The organism is Microbacterium aurantiacum (assembly GCF_021654035.1).
Lineage (GTDB): Bacteria > Actinomycetota > Actinomycetes > Actinomycetales > Microbacteriaceae > Microbacterium > Microbacterium aurantiacum.
In genome coordinates, this window is sequence record NZ_JAJPDW010000002.1 from 586,144 (window position 1) to 601,062 (window position 14,919).

The window sequence follows — 14,919 nt, forward strand, 5'->3', positions numbered from 1 at the left end:
TGGGGAGTGGGGGGACGAAGACGGCGAGGCCCCGATGGGGGAGGGGTATCCGAGGCCCCGCCGCCGGTCTGCGCGGAGGTCAGAGACGGGTCTCGGCGATGACCTCGCCGTACTCCGTCTCGCCCACCGGCTCGAAGCCGACACGGTGGAAGAACGCCTGGGGCCCACCCTCACCGGCTTCGTAGATGACGTTCACGTGCGACATGCCGCGCTCGCGGGCCTCGCCGAGCAGACCCTCGACGGCGAAGCGGCCCACGCCGCGCCCCTGGTCATCGGCGTCGACGTTGATGCGCCACAGGACCGAGCGGAAGTGCTCCTGGGGGAAGTCGGGGTCGAAGTTGCCGCTGATGAAGCCGACGACGTCGTCGCCGTCGAGGACGACGCGCTGCCACGAGGTCTGAGGGTTCACCACGGTGGCGGCGATGCCGTAGCTGACGGGGGAGAGGAACTCCTCCTGCCCGGGCTTGAGGGACATGTTGTTGACGGCGACGATCGTCGAAGCGGACAGTTCCTCAAGTCGCAGTTCACCCATGGCCCCAGGCTAACGGCAATGCCCGTCGGGGTCACGCGCGGGTGTGGACAGAGCGTCACACGGGCGAGCCGGTGACACCGAAGATATCTCGACGTCGAGATACTTTGAGGTCGGTGCGATAAGGTGGCCGGGACTGAAAGAAGGACGACACAGGTGACTGACTCGACCATCATCTACACGTACACCGACGAGGCGCCGGCGCTGGCGACGGCATCGTTCCTCCCCATCATCCAGGCCGTGACCGGTCAGGCGGGCGTCGACGTGGAGATCCGCGACATCTCGCTCGGCGGCCGCATCCTCGCCGCGTTCCCCCAGAAGCTCACCCCGGAGCAGCAGGTCGGCGACGCCCTCGCCGAGCTTGGCGGTCTCGCCACCCTGCCCGAGGCGAACATCATCAAGCTGCCGAACATCTCGGCGTCCATCCCGCAGCTGAAGGCCGCCATCGCGGAGCTCCAGGCGCTCGGATACGACATCCCCGACTACCCGGACGACCCGCAGAGCGTCGAGGACAAGGACATCCGCGCCCGCTACGACCGCATCAAGGGCTCCGCCGTGAACCCGGTGCTCCGTGAGGGCAACAGCGACCGGCGGGCCCCGCTCGCGGTGAAGAACTACGCCAAGAAGCACCCGCACCGCAACAAGCCGTTCGCCGAGGGATCCAAGACCCGCGTCGCGACGATGGGCCACGACGACTTCAAGAGCAACGAGAAGTCCTGGGTCGCCGCGCACGACGACGTCCTGACCATCCGCCACATCGCCGAGGACGGCACCGAGACCGTGCTCAAGGAGGGCCTGAAGGTCCTGCCGCGCGAGATCATCGACGCGACGTTCCTGTCGGCGGCGGCGCTGGACGCCTTCCTCGCCGAGACGCTCGCCGCGGCATCCGCCGACGACGTCCTGTACTCGGTGCACCTCAAGGCCACGATGATGAAGGTCAGCGACCCGATCATCTTCGGGCACGTCGTCAAGGCGTACTTCGCCGACGTCTTCGACCGGTTCGGCGACCGCATCGCCGAGGCCGGCCTCACGCCCAACAACGGTCTGGGCGGCATCCTGTCGGGTCTCGCGACCGTCGAGGGCGGCGACGAGATCGTCGCAGCGATCGAGGCCGCCATGGCCGAGGGTCCGCGCCTGTCGTACGTGAACTCCGACAAGGGCATCACCAACCTCCACGTCCCGAGCGACGTGATCGTCGACGCCTCGATGCCCGCGCTCGTCCGCAACGGTGGCAAGCTCTGGGGTGCCGACGGCGGCGAGGACGACACCATCGCCGTCATCCCCGACTCCTCCTACGCCGGCGTCTACCAGGCCGTCATCGAGGACGTCATCGCGCACGGTCCGCTGGACCCCGCCACGATCGGCACCGTCCCCAACGTGGGCCTCATGGCGCAAAAGGCCGAGGAGTACGGCAGCCACGACAAGACCTTCGAGATCGCCGCACCCGGAACCGTCCAGGTGCTCGACTCGGAGGGCACCGTCCTCCTCGAGCACGTCGTCGGCGCCGGAGACATCTGGCGCGCCACGCAGACCAAGCACATCCCCGTCATGGACTGGGTGAAGCTCGCCGTCACGCGCGCCCGCGCGACCGGGGTGCCCGCGGTCTTCTGGCTCGACGTCAACCGCGCGCACGACGCCCAGCTCATCGCCAAGGTCCACCAGGGCCTCGCGCTGCTGGACACCGCCGGCGTGGAGATCGTGATCCTGCCCCCGGACGAGGCGACGAAGTACACCCTGGAGCGCATGCGCCGCGGCGAGGACACCATCTCCGTCACCGGGAACGTGCTCCGCGACTACCTCACCGACCTGTTCCCGATCCTCGAAGTGGGGACGAGCGCCAAGATGCTCTCGATCGTCCCGCTGCTCGCGGGCGGCGGCCTGTTCGAGACCGGTGCCGGCGGATCCGCGCCCAAGCACGTGCAGCAGCTCGTGGAGGAGAACTACCTCCGCTGGGATTCGCTGGGGGAGTTCTTCGCCCTGGCCGCGTCGCTCGAGCACCTCGCCACGACGACCGGCAACGCGCGCGCCCAGGTGCTCGCCGACACGCTGGATGCGGCGACGGGGACGTTCCTCGAGAACGACAAGTCGCCGGGCCGCAAGCTCGGGTCGATCGACAACCGCGGCAGCCACTTCTATCTGACGCTCTACTGGGCTCAGGAGCTGGCGCGGCAGACGGCGGATGCCGACCTCGCCGCGATCTTCGCGCCCGTCGCCGAGAAGCTGGCCGCGAACGAGGAGACGATCGTCGCCGAGCTGGCCGCCGTCCAGGGGCAGCCGGCCGACATCGGCGGCTACTACCGTCCCGACACCGCGCGCGTGGACATCGTGATGCGTCCGTCGCACACGTTCAACGGCATCATCGACGCGCTCGCCTGAGCATCGCGTCCACAGGACGTGGAAACGGTCGCCCGCATCTCGTGGGCGACCGTTTCGCGTCTTGGTCGATCGATCGGCGCCGGTCAGATCCTCGCCGCGAGGAATTCCGCCTGCTCCCACCACTGACGGCTCTGACCGCCCTCGTGGTCGTTGAAGGGGTACACGCGGATCTCCTTGTCGGATGCCCCGTACCGGTTGTACGCGGCGAACACCGTCGAGGGGGGACAGGTGAGGTCCATCAGCGCCGCGGAGAACAGCGCCGGCGCCGTGGCCCGGGCGGCGAACGCCGCGCCGTCGAAGTAGGACAGGGTGCGGAAGACGCGCTCCTCCGCGCCGCGATGCACGGCGAGATAGCGGACGATCTCCTGGTACGGGTCGTGATCGGTGAGCCCCACCGCGCGCGAGAAGTGACACAGGAACGGCACATCCGGCATGCAGGCGCGAAGGTCCGAGCTCAGGCCCGCGACCGCCAAGGCGATGCCGCCGCCCTGGCTTCCTCCCGTCACGGCGACGCGCGTTGCATCGATCTGCGGGAGTGCGCGGGCGGCGTCGACGGCCCGGACGCCGTCCGTGAAGACGCGGCGGTAGTAGTAGTCGGCGGGGTCATCGATCCCGCGGGTCATGAAGCCGGATCCGGAGGGGCCGGTGCCGTGCGGGTCGGGGGTGTCGCCCCCGGTGCCCCAGCCGCTTCCCTGACCGCGGGTGTCCATGAACAGGTGGGCGTACCCGGATGCCGCCCAGGCGAGGCGCTCGACGGGAAGCCCGCGTCCTCCGCCGTAGCCGTTGAACTCCACGACAGCCGGCAATGGTTCCTCGGCACCCGCCGGAACGGTCAGCCACGCGCGGACGGGGTCGCCGGCGAATCCGGGGAAGGAGACGTCGAAGACCTCGAGCTGCGTCAGCGGCGTCACGTGGGGTGTGATCGTCCCGGGCGCGTCATGGCTGCGTGCGGCGGTCAGCGTGTCCGTCCAGAACGCGTCGAAATCCGACGGCTCGGGGATGTCGGGGCGGTAGGACTGGAGCTCGTCGAGCGGCAGGTCGAATCGGGGCACCCCGCCACTCTAGGGGTCAATAGTGCACCCAGACCTCGGTGCCGGTGGGGGTCCAGTCGAAGAGATACTTGGCGGTCGCGACCGGCAGGTTGACGCAGCCGTGGCTCATCTGCTGGCCGAAGTTGTTGTGCCAGTACGCGCCGTGGAAGGCGATGTCGGGGGAGAAGTACACGACCCACGGCACGTTCTCGGTGCAGTACTCGGCGCCCTCGAAGCAGCCCATGTCCTGCATGGACACGTGCGCGAAGACCTCGAAGCGACCGGTGGGGGTGGGGGTTCCCGGCAGACCCGACGAGATCGGGAACGATCGGACGACCTCGCCGTTCTCGAACATGTAGGTCATCTGCGAGCTGAGGTTGACCTCGATGGTGCGGGCGATCGCCGTCGTCGCGAACTCCGTCTCGGTGACCGGCAGGGCGAAGGCGCCCTCGCCCGCGGCGAGCTGCGCCGCGTAGTCCTCGGCGATCCCGGTGGTGTCGCCGAGCTCGCGTCCGGTGACGCCGGCGATCTCTTCGCGCAGGACGTCACCGCGCGAGTTGGTGATGATGCGGGCGTCGACGGCGGCGCGGTTGACGGCTTCCGGGAGGCCGCCGATCATGCCCTCGATCGCCGCCGCGTCGGCGGAGATCGCGAACGATCCGCTGTCGTCGGGGGTGACGGTGAGCCACGAGGCGGCGACGGCGCGGTCGACGGGGACGACGCGCTCTTCGCCGACGTAGAAGCCGGCGGTGTCGAGGATGCCGTTCAGGCGCGCGGCGACCTCGTCGGCCGCCGCGGTGGTGGTGATCGCGTCCACGGGGGCCGTGACGGCCTCGACATCGACGCTGGTCTCACCGGCCGCGAAAGCGTCCTGCAGGGCGACGCGGACCGTCTCGACGTCGATGCCGGCGCCTTCCGCGGAGGGGGTGGTGACGTAGGAGGTCGATCCGGCGTCGAAGGCGAGGGTCGCCTCGACCGGATCGGTGTACAGCTCGGGGACGGCCTCGCGAAGGGCCGCGGTCGCCGCGATCGGGTCGATCTCGACGGGAGCGTCGACGGATGCCGGGAACCAGGCGGTCGGGTTCCAGGCGGGGGAGGCGGAGTACGCGGCGTCGACGAGCGCCGCGGCGTCGACGGATGCCCCGAGATCGGCTCCGGTGACCTCGACGTCTCCGCCCGCTCCGGTGAGGACGACGGTGGTCTCGGCGAGGCGCTGGTTGACGGCGTCGACGGCCGCACCCGGGGTGTGCAGTCCCACGCCCACGCCGCCGACGGCGGCGCCGGGGGCGACGAGGAAGATCGAGGAGACGACGAGACCGACCGCAGCTACGGCGGCACCGACCCCGATCCACAGGCCCGTACGACGCTTGCGGGGCGCGGGTTCGGCGGGGGCCCACGCGTAGACCGGCGCATCGGCGTCGCCGCCGGAGCCGTCCGCGGGCGGGGTCGACGGACGGTCGTCGATCGGCTCGGTCTGGTCCGATGCGACGCGGTCGACGGAGTCGTCCGCCTCGGTCCTGGTCGTGAGATCTGTCACGTCATTCACCCCCCGGTTCTGCGCGCAGTGTCGTTCCATGGTAAGGGACGGCAGGTTACGGCGAGATCACGGTGCTGCAGGGGCGAAGACCTTCCCCGGATTGAGGATGCCGGCGGGATCGAAGACCGCGGTGATCTCCCGCTGCAGGCGCCACTGGTCCTCGCCGAGCTCGTCGGCCAGCCACCGGCGCTTGAGCACACCGACGCCGTGCTCGCCCGTGAGGGTGCCCCCGAGCCGCAACGCCGCCCGGAACAGCTCGTCCGCCGCCTCCCAGATGGCGGCCGGCACCTCCACGACCCCGTCCGGCCCGGGCGCGACGTCGAAGACGAAGTTGGGATGCAGGTTGCCGTCGCCCGCGTGGGCGACCGTGGGGATCCGCAGGTCCCGTTCGCGCTCGATCCGCGCGATCTCGTCGAACATCGCCGGCAGGGCGCTCCGCGGCACGCAGACGTCTTCGATCAGGGTCGTGCCGAGGCGCTCCATCGCCGGGTGCAGCGACCGGCGGATCGCGAGGAGGCGTTCGCCCTCCGCGGCGTCCACGGCGACGACGACGGTTCCGCCGCGCGTGCGCAGCACCTCCGCGATGGCCCGCGCCTCCTCATCCGCCGCCGGCCCGTCGGTCTGCACCGTGAGCTGCGCGCCGCCTTGTGTCGGTGCGGGGAGGGCGAGGAGATCGTGCACCGCGGCGAGGGCGGCGGCATCCATCAGCTCCATGACGGCGGGCTGGAGACCGGCGGCGGTGACCGCGGCGGAGGCGCGCGCGGCGTCTCCGACCCGCGTGAAGGTCGCCGCGAGGGTCCGCGTCTCGCCGGGAACGACGCGGCGCAGCTTCAGCGTCGCCCCCACGATGACGCCCAGCGTCCCCTCCGAGCCGATCATCAGCGCGGTGAGATCGAGGCCCGTGACCCCCTTGACGGTGCCGCGGCCGAGGTGGAGGAGGCGGCCGTCGGCGAGGACGACGTCGACGCCGAGGACCGCGTCGCGCACGACGCCGTACTTCGCGCAGAGGAGGCCGCCGGCGCCGGTGGCGATGTTGCCGCCGACGGTCGAGATCGCCCGACTCGCCGGATCCGGCGCCCACCAGAGCCCGTGGGGGAGGAGCGCGGCGTTCAGGTCGGCGTTGATGATGCCCGGCTCGACCACCGCGACGAGGTCGTCGGGACGGATGCCCAGGATGCGGTCCATGCGGCGCACCGAGAGGGCGATCTCGCCGGCACCCGAGTTCGCTCCACCCGCGAGGCCCGTCCCGGCCCCGCGCGTGACGACGGGCGTGCCGGTGGCGGAGGCGATGCGCAGGGTCTCCTGGACGTCGGCGACACTCTCGGCGTGGACGACCGCGAGCGGTGTGCCCGCGGCGGCGTGCCCGGATTTGTCCGCACGTACGGAGCGGAGGACGGCGGGGTCGGTGTCGACGCGCTCGCCGAGCGCGCTCTGCAGGAGGGCGACGACATCCGCGGGTCGGGGGGCCCGGGCGTCGGGGGTGCTCATGCCAGGCGGCGGCGTCCGGAGATCACGCCCACGGTGACCGCGATCACGGCGAAGATCACACCCACCCAGGGCTGGCCCATGCCCCACCACGCCACGGTGGCCGAGGCGTACACGAGGAGCTCGACGAAGCCGCGGACGAACGGGTGCACAGGGATGACCGCGCGCGGCGAGACGAAGAGCGCCCAGACGAGGATCGCGGCGACGGGTGCGCCGATCCCGACGACGATGTTCCACGGCAGCGGCCACATCGCGAAACCCCAGATGGCGAGGGTGACGAACGCGAACAGCTCGCACACGAAGGCGAGGAGATCCACCGCCGACAGGGGTGCGCGCGTACCGGCCGGGAGCTCCGGGGCCGCGGGCGGCTGCGGCTGCACGGGTCGCGCCGTCGCGGGGGCCGCGGGCGAGGCGGCCGCGGGAGCGGGTTCCGGCTGCGCGGGGACCGAGGGGCGAGCGGCATCCGACATGCCCACCAGTCTACGGCGCGGTGCCGTCGCCGATCCCGGAGTCGTCCGGTCGCTCCTCGACGCCCGCGATCCACACCCTCCGCACGCGCAGGTCGGAGTCGAGGAGGACCGCGTCGGCGGGCGATCCCGCGTCGAGGTGCCCGAGATCCGGGCGTCCGATCGCGCGCGCCGGTGTGGAGGTGAGCGCCGTGACGACGGCGGGCAGGGGGACTCCGGCCGCGACCGCCCGCCGGAGGGCGGCATCCTGCGTCAGCGTCGATCCCGCGATCGTGTCGGTGCCCCGCACACGCGCGACGCCCTCGCGCACCTCGATCGCGAGCGAGCCGAGGGCGGAGGGGCCGTCGCCCGTCCCGGCGGCGGCGGTGGCGTCCGTGACGAGTGCGATGCGTCCGGGCGCGGCGGTCACGAGGAGGGCGACGACGTCGGGATGCACGTGCACTCCGTCGGCGATGACCTCGAGCACGACGCGGTCGTCCCGGAGTGCGGCGACGACCGGACCCGGATGGCGGTGATGGATGCCGCACATCGCGTTGAAGGCGTGGGTGAGGATCCGTGCGCCGGCGTCGAACGCGCGCGCGGCGGTGATCGCGTCCGCGTCGGTGTGCCCCACGGCGACGACGACGCCCGCGGCGCGGAACTGTGCGAGGGCGGCCTCCGCTCCGGGGAGTTCGGGGGCCAGGGTCACTTGGCGGATGGTGCCCCTGCCGGCGACGAGGAGCCTGTCGATGTCCGCCCGGCTGGGGAGGCGGAGGAGGGCGGGGTCGTGCGCGCCGTGGTGACCGGGGTCGAGGAACGGGCCCTCGAGGTGGCTTCCGAGGATGGTCTCGTCGCTCGCGGCGAGGTCGGCCACCGTCGCCACGCGTTCGACCAGGCGCGGGAGCGGCGCGGTGACGAGGGAGAGGACGGCGCGCGTCGTCCCGTGCCCGCGATGGAACGCACGGGCGCGCGCCGCGGCGGCATGCCCGTCGTCGTAGGCGGCACCTCCGCCGCCGTGGCCGTGGATGTCGATGAACCCCGGAGTGAGGACACCGCCGTCGCCGTCGACGACGCGCACCCCCGGACCGGGATCACGGGGGGTCCCGCGGCCCGTCGCGGTGACGCGTCCGTCGGCGAAGCGGACCCACGCGTCGTCGACGACCTCGTCGTGGTCGACCAGGCGCACGTCGCGGACGAGGACGTTCACGGGCACCCGGGCAGCTCGACGTGCATGGAGGAACCCTAGCGAGGAGCCTGGGGCCCGCGGCATCCGTTATGCTCGTGGGCGTCGCGACTGGCGTTGAGGTGGGTACCCACCGGGGAGCGACCGACACGGCATCGACCGCACGCCTGGGCCGGGCCTCGATCGCCGTCGCCCCGCGACGGCCCTCGACACACGCCCACCGTCGTCAGGAGTTCGCCATGACCGATCCGTCCTTCACCGCCCCCCTCTCCGAGGTCGATCCCGAGATCGCCGCCGTCCTCGACCGTGAGCTCGCCCGTCAGCAGGGCTTCCTCGAGATGATCGCCTCTGAGAACTTCGTGCCCGTCTCGGTGCTGCAGTCGCAGGGGTCCGTCCTCACCAACAAGTACGCCGAGGGCTACCCCGGTCGTCGGTACTACGGCGGCTGCGAAGAGGTCGACGTCGCCGAGGAGCTCGCGATCGAGCGGGCGAAGTCGCTCTTCGGCGCCGCGTTCGCCAACGTCCAGCCGCACTCGGGCGCCACGGCCAACGCCGCCGTGCTGCACGCTCTCGCACGCCCGGGCGACACGCTGCTCGGGCTGTCGCTCGACCACGGCGGTCACCTCACCCACGGCATGAAGATCAACTTCTCGGGCCGCCTCTACGACATCGTCGCGTACGGGGTGGATGCCGAGACCTCGCTGATCGACATGGACGAGGTCCGTCGCCTGGCGCGCGAGCACCGTCCCAAGGTCATCGTGGCCGGTTGGTCGGCGTACCCCCGTCAGCTCGACTTCGCCGCCTTCCGCGCGATCGCCGACGAGGTCGGTGCGTACCTGTGGGTCGACATGGCGCACTTCGCCGGTCTCGTCGCCGCCGGTGTCCACCCCTCGCCGGTGCCGCACGCGCACGTCGTCTCCTCGACGGTGCACAAGACCATCGGCGGTCCCCGGTCGGGCATCATCCTCACCAACGACGCCGACCTCGCCAAGAAGCTCAACACCGCCGTCTTCCCCGGCCAGCAGGGCGGACCGCTCATGCACGTCATCGCGGCGAAGGCCACGGCGTTCAAGCTCGCCGCGACGCCGGAGTTCCGCGACCGTCAGGAGCGCACCCTCCGCGGCGCGAAGCTCCTCGCCGATCGCCTCACGCAGCCCGATGTCGCCGCCGCCGGGATCTCGGTCCGCTCGGGCGGCACCGACGTGCACCTCGTGCTCGTCGACCTCCGCGAGGCCGCGATCGACGGCAAGCAGGCCGAAGACCTCCTGCACGACATCCGGATCACCGTGAACCGCAACGCGGTGCCGAACGACCCGCGGCCGCCGATGGTGACCTCGGGCCTGCGCATCGGCACGCCCGCGCTCGCGACCCGCGGGTTCGGCGACGCCGAGTTCACCGAGGTGGCCGACATCATCGCCCAGGCCCTCCTCCCGGGCGCGGACGTCGAGGCGCTCCGCGCGCGCGTCGCGGTGCTCACCGAGGCCTTCCCGCTCTACCCGGGCCTGCAGCAGTGACCGCGACGGTCCTGGACGGGAAGGCCGCGGCCGCGGCCATCAAGGCCGAACTGACCGAGCGGGTCGCCGCACTCCGCGCGCAGGGCGTGGTCCCCGGCATCGCCACGGTGCTCGTCGGGGCGGACCCGGCGTCGCAGCTGTACGTGGGGATGAAGCACCGCCAGTCCGAGGCGATCGGCATGAACTCGATCCAGCGCGAGCTGCCCGCCGACGCCACCCAGGCCGAGGTCGAGGCCGTCATCGACGAGCTGAACGCCGACCCGACCTGCCACGGGTACATCGTGCAGCTGCCGCTGCCGAAGCACCTCGACACCGATGCGATCCTCGAGCGCATCGACCCGGCGAAGGATGCCGACGGGCTGCATCCGACCAACCTCGGCCGACTGGTGCTGAACGTCAATGCGCCGATCACGACGCCCCTGCCGTGCACGCCGCGCGGTGTCATCGAGCTCCTCGTCCGCAACGGCTACGACCTCGACGGCGCGCACGTCGTCGTCGTCGGCCGCGGGGTGACGATCGGCCGCTCGATCGGCCTCCTCCTCACGCGCCGCGAGTACAACGCGACGGTCACCCTCGTCCATACCGGGACGAAGGATGCCGGGCAGTATCTCCGTCAGGCGGACGTCATCGTCGCCGCGGCGGGCGTGAAGCACCTCATCACCGCCGCGGACGTGAAGCCCGGAGCCGCCGTCCTCGACGTCGGCGTCACCCGGGAGGACGACCCCGAGACGGGGAAGGCCAAGGTCTTCGGCGATGTCGCACCGGATGTCGCCGACGTCGCCGGATTCGTCTCGCCGAACCCCGGCGGGGTGGGGCCCATGACCGTGGCGCTCCTCATGACCAACGTCGTCGAGGCCGCCGAGCGCGCCGTCACCGCCGCCTCGGCCTGATCCGATCCTGCGGCGCGGGCCCCGGCATCCGTCGGCGGGTCCGCGTCGCCGGGCCGCGCTCAGGCGGTGAAGCGGGAGAGGAACGCGCGCGTGCGCGCCTCGCGCGGTGCCCGGAAGACGTCCGCGGGCGGCCCCTCCTCGACGATCGTGCCGGCGTCGAGGAACACCACGCGGTGCGCGACGTCCCGCGCGAAGGCCATCTCGTGCGTCGCCATGAGGATCGTCGTGCCCTCGGCGGCGAGCTGGCGGACGAGCTCCAGCACTTCGCCCACCAGCTCCGGGTCGAGGGCCGAGGTGATCTCGTCGAGGAGCAGCACCTCGGGATCCGTCGCGATGGCGCGGACGATCGCAGCGCGCTGCTGCTGCCCGCCGGAGAGCCGGTCGGGATGGTCGCGCGCCTTGTCGGCGAGACCGACGCGCTCCAGCAGTGCCAGTGCGCGCTCCTCCGCCTGACGCTTGCCGGTGCGGTGGACGACGCGCGTGGCGAGGGTGACGTTGTCGAGCACCGACAGGTGCGGGAACAGGTTGTAGCTCTGGAACACCGCCCCGAGGCGCGCGCGGATGCGGTTGGCGTTCACCCGCGGGTCGGAGATGTCCTCGTCGCCGAGGAAGATCTGCCCGTCGTCGATCGGCTCGAGGAGGTTGAGGCACCGGAGGAGCGTCGACTTCCCCGAGCCGGACGCGCCGATGAGGGCGACCACCTCGTGCGCGGCAAGCTCCACGTCGACGCTACGCAGCACCTCGCGCTCGCCGAAGGCCTTCCAGATGCCGGTGGCCCGCAGAACCGCGCTCATACGATCGCTCCGCTCTGCTCGCGGGCGCGCAGCTTCGACGCGTACCAGTCGGTCAGGCGGATCGTGGGGATCGCCAGAAGGATGAACAGGATGCCGGCCACCACGTAGGGGGTGAAGTTGTACGTCTGCGACGACTCGATGCGCGCAGCGAGGACCGCGTCGGTGATGCCGAGGATCGAGATGAGCCCGACGTCCTTCTGCATCGCGACGAAGTCGTTCATGAGGGGCGGGGTGATCTTCCGGAGGGCCTGGGGGAGGACGACGCGGCGCAGGGTCTGGGTGTACCCGAGCCCCAGCGCGCGGGCGGCGAGCCGCTGCGACGGATGCACCGCCTCGATGCCCGCGCGGATCACCTCGGCGACGTACGCCGAGTAGGTCAGGGTCACGGCGAGCGTGCCGAGGAAGATCAGGTTGAGGCGCTCGTTCATGAGGGTGGGGATGCCGAACCCCACGAGGTAGAGCACGATGATGAACGGCAGTCCGCGGAAGATGTCCGTGTACCCCGCCGCGAGCACGCGCAACGGCAGGAAGACGGGCCCCGGGAGCGTCCGGATCACCGCGATCGTGACCGCGACGACCGACACCGTCACCAGCGACCAGCCGAGCACCTGGAGGTTGAGCAGGAACCCCTCCCACACCTGCGGAAGGGACGCCAGGGCGATCTCGATGTTGAAGAACGACTGCTGGACGGCGGCCCATCCGGGCGTGTTCACCACCGTCAGCCAGACGATCGCGGCGAACGCCAGTGACGACGCGATCGCCACCAGGACCGACCGTTGGGACTGCCGGGCCCGGAAGGCCCGCCGTTCGAGCTCGAGGGCGCTGGGGGTGTGCGTCACTGCAACAGTGTGACGCCCTGGCCCGCGCCGAGCCACTCGTCGGTGATCTCGGCGAGCGTGCCGTTGTCGCGCAGCGTGTCGATCGCGGCGGACACGCGCTCGGTGAGCGGCGAGTCCTTGCCGAGGACGACGCCCCACTCGTCGGCCACGCCGCCCGCGGGGAGTTCGCCCACGATGAACGAGTCGTCGATGTACAGCGCCGTGGCGAGGTACGCCGTCGGGAGGTCGATGACGAACGCGTCGAACTGGCCGGCGTTGAACGCGGCCACGGCGTCCTCGTTCGAGCCGTAGAGCAGGGGCTCGGTGTTCGGCTGGATGACGTCCTCGATCGTCTGGGCGCTCGTGGACCCCGCCATCGCGCCGAGGGTCAGGTCCTTCAGCCCGTCGATCGAGTCGACGCCGTCGGCGGCGCCGCCGTTGATGCCGACCACGGCCTGGCTGGCGGAGTAGTAGGGGGAGGAGAAGTCGACGGCCTGCTTGCGCTCGTCGGTGATCGTGTACTGCTGGATGTTGAAGTCGAAGTTCTTCGGCCCCGGGGCGATCGCCGCCTCGAAGCTCGTCCGCACCCACTCGACGTCCTCGGGCGCGAAGCCGAGCTCGTCAGCGATCGCGTAGGCGATGGCGGCCTCGAAGCCCTCGCCCGAGGCCGGGTCGTCGTCGACGACGTAGGGCTCGTAGGCGATCTCGCCCGTGGCGATGGTGAGCTTGCCCGGCGTGAGGTAGCCCTCGTCGGCGGCGGGGGTCTCGTCACCGCCTGCCCCGGCATCCGTTCCGCCGGCGCAGCCGGTCAGGGCGAGAGCGGTGAGCGCGACACCCGCCAGGGCGGCGGACAGGGAGCGACGACGGTGCATGGGGGCCTCCAGATCGGGGTGGGCGGGCCGTGCTGTCGGCGCCGAGCCCACCCTCCATCTTCCCTGCCCCGAGCGGATCCGGCGCACGCGGGAGACGCTCTGTTACAGGTTCTTCACACGTGAGGGGCTCAGTTGATCTGCGTCAGGGTGTCCAGATCGTCGTCGGGGAGCACATCGGCGACCGCGGTGACCGTCATGTCGACGAGGTTCACGCGACCGGACACCACGGTCAGGAACGCCGTGTCGGCGGCATCCCGTCCGGTGGCGATGCGCACGAGCGTCGAGCGCGGCGCGAGGGTCGTCGCGTCCACGACGTGCCAGCCGCCCTCGACCCACGCTTCGGCCACCGCGTGGAAGTCCATCGGATGCAGGCCCGGCGCGTAGACCGAGACGAGGCGCGCGGGGATGTTGAGCGCGCGCAGCAGCGCGACGGTCAGGTGCGCGTAGTCGCGGCACACGCCCTGGCGGCCGAGAAGGGTGCGGACCGCGCCGTCGGTGGGGAGGCTCGAACCGCTGACGTACGCGAGGCGGGTGCCCACCCACGACGAGACGGCGGCGAGGAGCTCGGCCGGATCCGTGATCGCGCCGAACTCGGCGAACGCCGTCGGTCCGAGCGCATCCGATTCGGCGTATCGGCTGGGGCGGCGGTAGGTGATGAGGTCCGTCGCGGTGGCGACGGCGGAGGAGGCGAGTCCGTCGAGGGAGGCGTCGTACGAGGCGACCAGGCGTCCGGCGGGACTCGCCACGGTGAACAGGCGCGTGCCGTGCGCATCGGGGATCCGCTCGAACGCGACGGCCTCGCCGTCGACCGTGAACGACACGTGCTCGGTGACCGGGGTGTGGTGGCCGCTGACCGCCGTGGAGAAGACCAGCTCCGCCGGTTCGGTGACGTCCAGCTCGATCCGGCTCGCGACATCTCTCTTCATGCCCGCCAGCATGGCACGTCCGCGCCCCTCTCGCCTGCCCGGCGAGGCGGATCGTGTGGGGCAGACTGGAAGGATGGGCCAGCACCGGAACACGCCGTTCGAACCGGCGTCCACGTACCTGGATGCCGCCCTCGTTCCTCGCCGTGGGACTCCTCTGGTCAAGGCGCTCCGCACCGCCGCGAGCATCGCCGCGAGCCTCCTCACGAACGACGTGGAGGCGGGCCCCTCCGCGATCGATCTGGTCGTCTCCCGCCGTGAGTCCGGGGGAGAGGTGCTGAGGGTGACCGCCGGCGGTGCCCAGGAGGCCGATGCCCTGCTCCTGCGTGTTCGGCGCGATCTCGCCACGAAGGACGTCGCGGAATTCGTCAGCGAGTGGCGGGTCGCTCCACAAGAACCCGCGTCCGCAGACGACTAGGAGTTCACGAGGTCGGCGAGTCCCATGAGCCTCCGCCGTCACCGGTGGTGGGCACGATCGTCGCGTCGGGCCGGGCCCGTGCGGCGCCCGCGACGCTCGGGAA

The 14,919-nt window shown here is 71.4% G+C and carries 14 protein-coding genes and 1 riboswitch; of the genes, 4 read left to right on the forward strand and 10 right to left on the reverse strand.

Translation table 11 applies throughout. The annotated features are described in order from the left end of the window. Positions 1–79: 79 nt before the first annotated feature. Positions 80–532: a GNAT family N-acetyltransferase gene (locus LTL01_RS08215; protein WP_053548477.1), complete on the reverse strand. Its 453-nt coding sequence runs from the start codon at positions 530–532 to the stop codon at positions 80–82. Between the two features lie 153 nt (positions 533–685). Between LTL01_RS08215 and LTL01_RS08220 the strand changes: the two genes are divergently transcribed. Beyond that, entirely contained in the window at positions 686–2,905 is a 2,220-nt protein-coding gene (locus LTL01_RS08220; RefSeq protein ID WP_236968155.1) for an NADP-dependent isocitrate dehydrogenase, read from the forward strand. 83 nt (positions 2,906–2,988) lie between these two features. On the opposite strand, the gene LTL01_RS08225 is transcribed toward LTL01_RS08220, so the two are convergent. The 5 genes from LTL01_RS08225 to LTL01_RS08245 form a co-directional block, all read right to left on the reverse strand. Continuing rightward, complete coding sequence (locus LTL01_RS08225; RefSeq protein ID WP_236968156.1) at positions 2,989–3,957, reverse strand: acetylxylan esterase; 969 nt, start codon at positions 3,955–3,957, stop codon at positions 2,989–2,991. A 16-nt stretch (positions 3,958–3,973) separates the two neighbouring features. Next, entirely contained in the window at positions 3,974–5,473 is a 1,500-nt protein-coding gene (locus tag LTL01_RS14855; protein WP_236968157.1) for a L,D-transpeptidase family protein, read from the reverse strand. Between the two features lie 66 nt (positions 5,474–5,539). Next, a complete protein-coding gene (locus tag LTL01_RS08235) occupies positions 5,540–6,961 on the reverse strand; it encodes an FAD-binding oxidoreductase (RefSeq protein WP_236968158.1) in 1,422 nt (473 codons plus the stop codon). Then, positions 6,958–7,428 (reverse strand): YrdB family protein, encoded by a 471-nt coding sequence (locus tag LTL01_RS08240; RefSeq protein WP_082334755.1) that lies wholly within the window; start codon positions 7,426–7,428, stop codon positions 6,958–6,960. The genes LTL01_RS08235 and LTL01_RS08240 overlap by 4 nt, the downstream gene beginning before the upstream one ends. A gap of 10 nt (positions 7,429–7,438) precedes the next feature. Next, entirely contained in the window at positions 7,439–8,611 is a 1,173-nt protein-coding gene (locus LTL01_RS08245; RefSeq protein ID WP_372461318.1) for an N-acetylglucosamine-6-phosphate deacetylase, read from the reverse strand. Between the two features lie 73 nt (positions 8,612–8,684). Further along, a riboswitch (ZMP/ZTP riboswitch) is annotated at positions 8,685–8,767 on the forward strand. Positions 8,768–8,826: 59 nt separating this feature from the next. Here LTL01_RS08245 and glyA point away from each other — a divergent pair. Together glyA and LTL01_RS08255 are read left to right on the forward strand one after the other, a co-directional pair. Next, complete coding sequence (glyA, locus tag LTL01_RS08250; protein WP_236968160.1) at positions 8,827–10,101, forward strand: serine hydroxymethyltransferase; 1,275 nt, start codon at positions 8,827–8,829, stop codon at positions 10,099–10,101. Continuing rightward, positions 10,098–10,991, forward strand: coding sequence for a bifunctional methylenetetrahydrofolate dehydrogenase/methenyltetrahydrofolate cyclohydrolase (locus tag LTL01_RS08255; RefSeq protein ID WP_236968161.1), 894 nt, complete (start codon positions 10,098–10,100; stop codon positions 10,989–10,991). Before glyA ends, LTL01_RS08255 begins: the two co-directional genes overlap by 4 nt. A 59-nt stretch (positions 10,992–11,050) precedes the next feature. On the opposite strand, the gene LTL01_RS08260 is transcribed toward LTL01_RS08255, so the two are convergent. The 4 genes from LTL01_RS08260 to LTL01_RS08275 form a co-directional block, all read right to left on the reverse strand. Continuing rightward, on the reverse strand, positions 11,051–11,785 hold the full coding sequence (locus LTL01_RS08260) for an amino acid ABC transporter ATP-binding protein (protein ID WP_236968162.1): 735 nt from the start codon (positions 11,783–11,785) through the stop codon (positions 11,051–11,053). Beyond that, complete coding sequence (locus LTL01_RS08265; RefSeq protein WP_236968163.1) at positions 11,782–12,624, reverse strand: amino acid ABC transporter permease; 843 nt, start codon at positions 12,622–12,624, stop codon at positions 11,782–11,784. The genes LTL01_RS08260 and LTL01_RS08265 overlap by 4 nt, the downstream gene beginning before the upstream one ends. Then, a complete protein-coding gene (locus tag LTL01_RS08270; RefSeq protein ID WP_236968164.1) occupies positions 12,621–13,475 on the reverse strand; it encodes an ABC transporter substrate-binding protein in 855 nt (284 codons plus the stop codon). Before LTL01_RS08270 ends, LTL01_RS08265 begins: the two co-directional genes overlap by 4 nt. Before the next feature lie 128 nt (positions 13,476–13,603). Further along, positions 13,604–14,401 (reverse strand): transglutaminase-like domain-containing protein, encoded by a 798-nt coding sequence (locus LTL01_RS08275; protein ID WP_053548585.1) that lies wholly within the window; start codon positions 14,399–14,401, stop codon positions 13,604–13,606. Between the two features lie 73 nt (positions 14,402–14,474). Between LTL01_RS08275 and LTL01_RS08280 the strand changes: the two genes are divergently transcribed. Continuing rightward, positions 14,475–14,816, forward strand: a complete 342-nt coding sequence (locus LTL01_RS08280) for a hypothetical protein (RefSeq protein ID WP_236968165.1) — start codon at positions 14,475–14,477, stop codon at positions 14,814–14,816. The last annotated feature ends 103 nt before the right edge of the window (positions 14,817–14,919 follow it).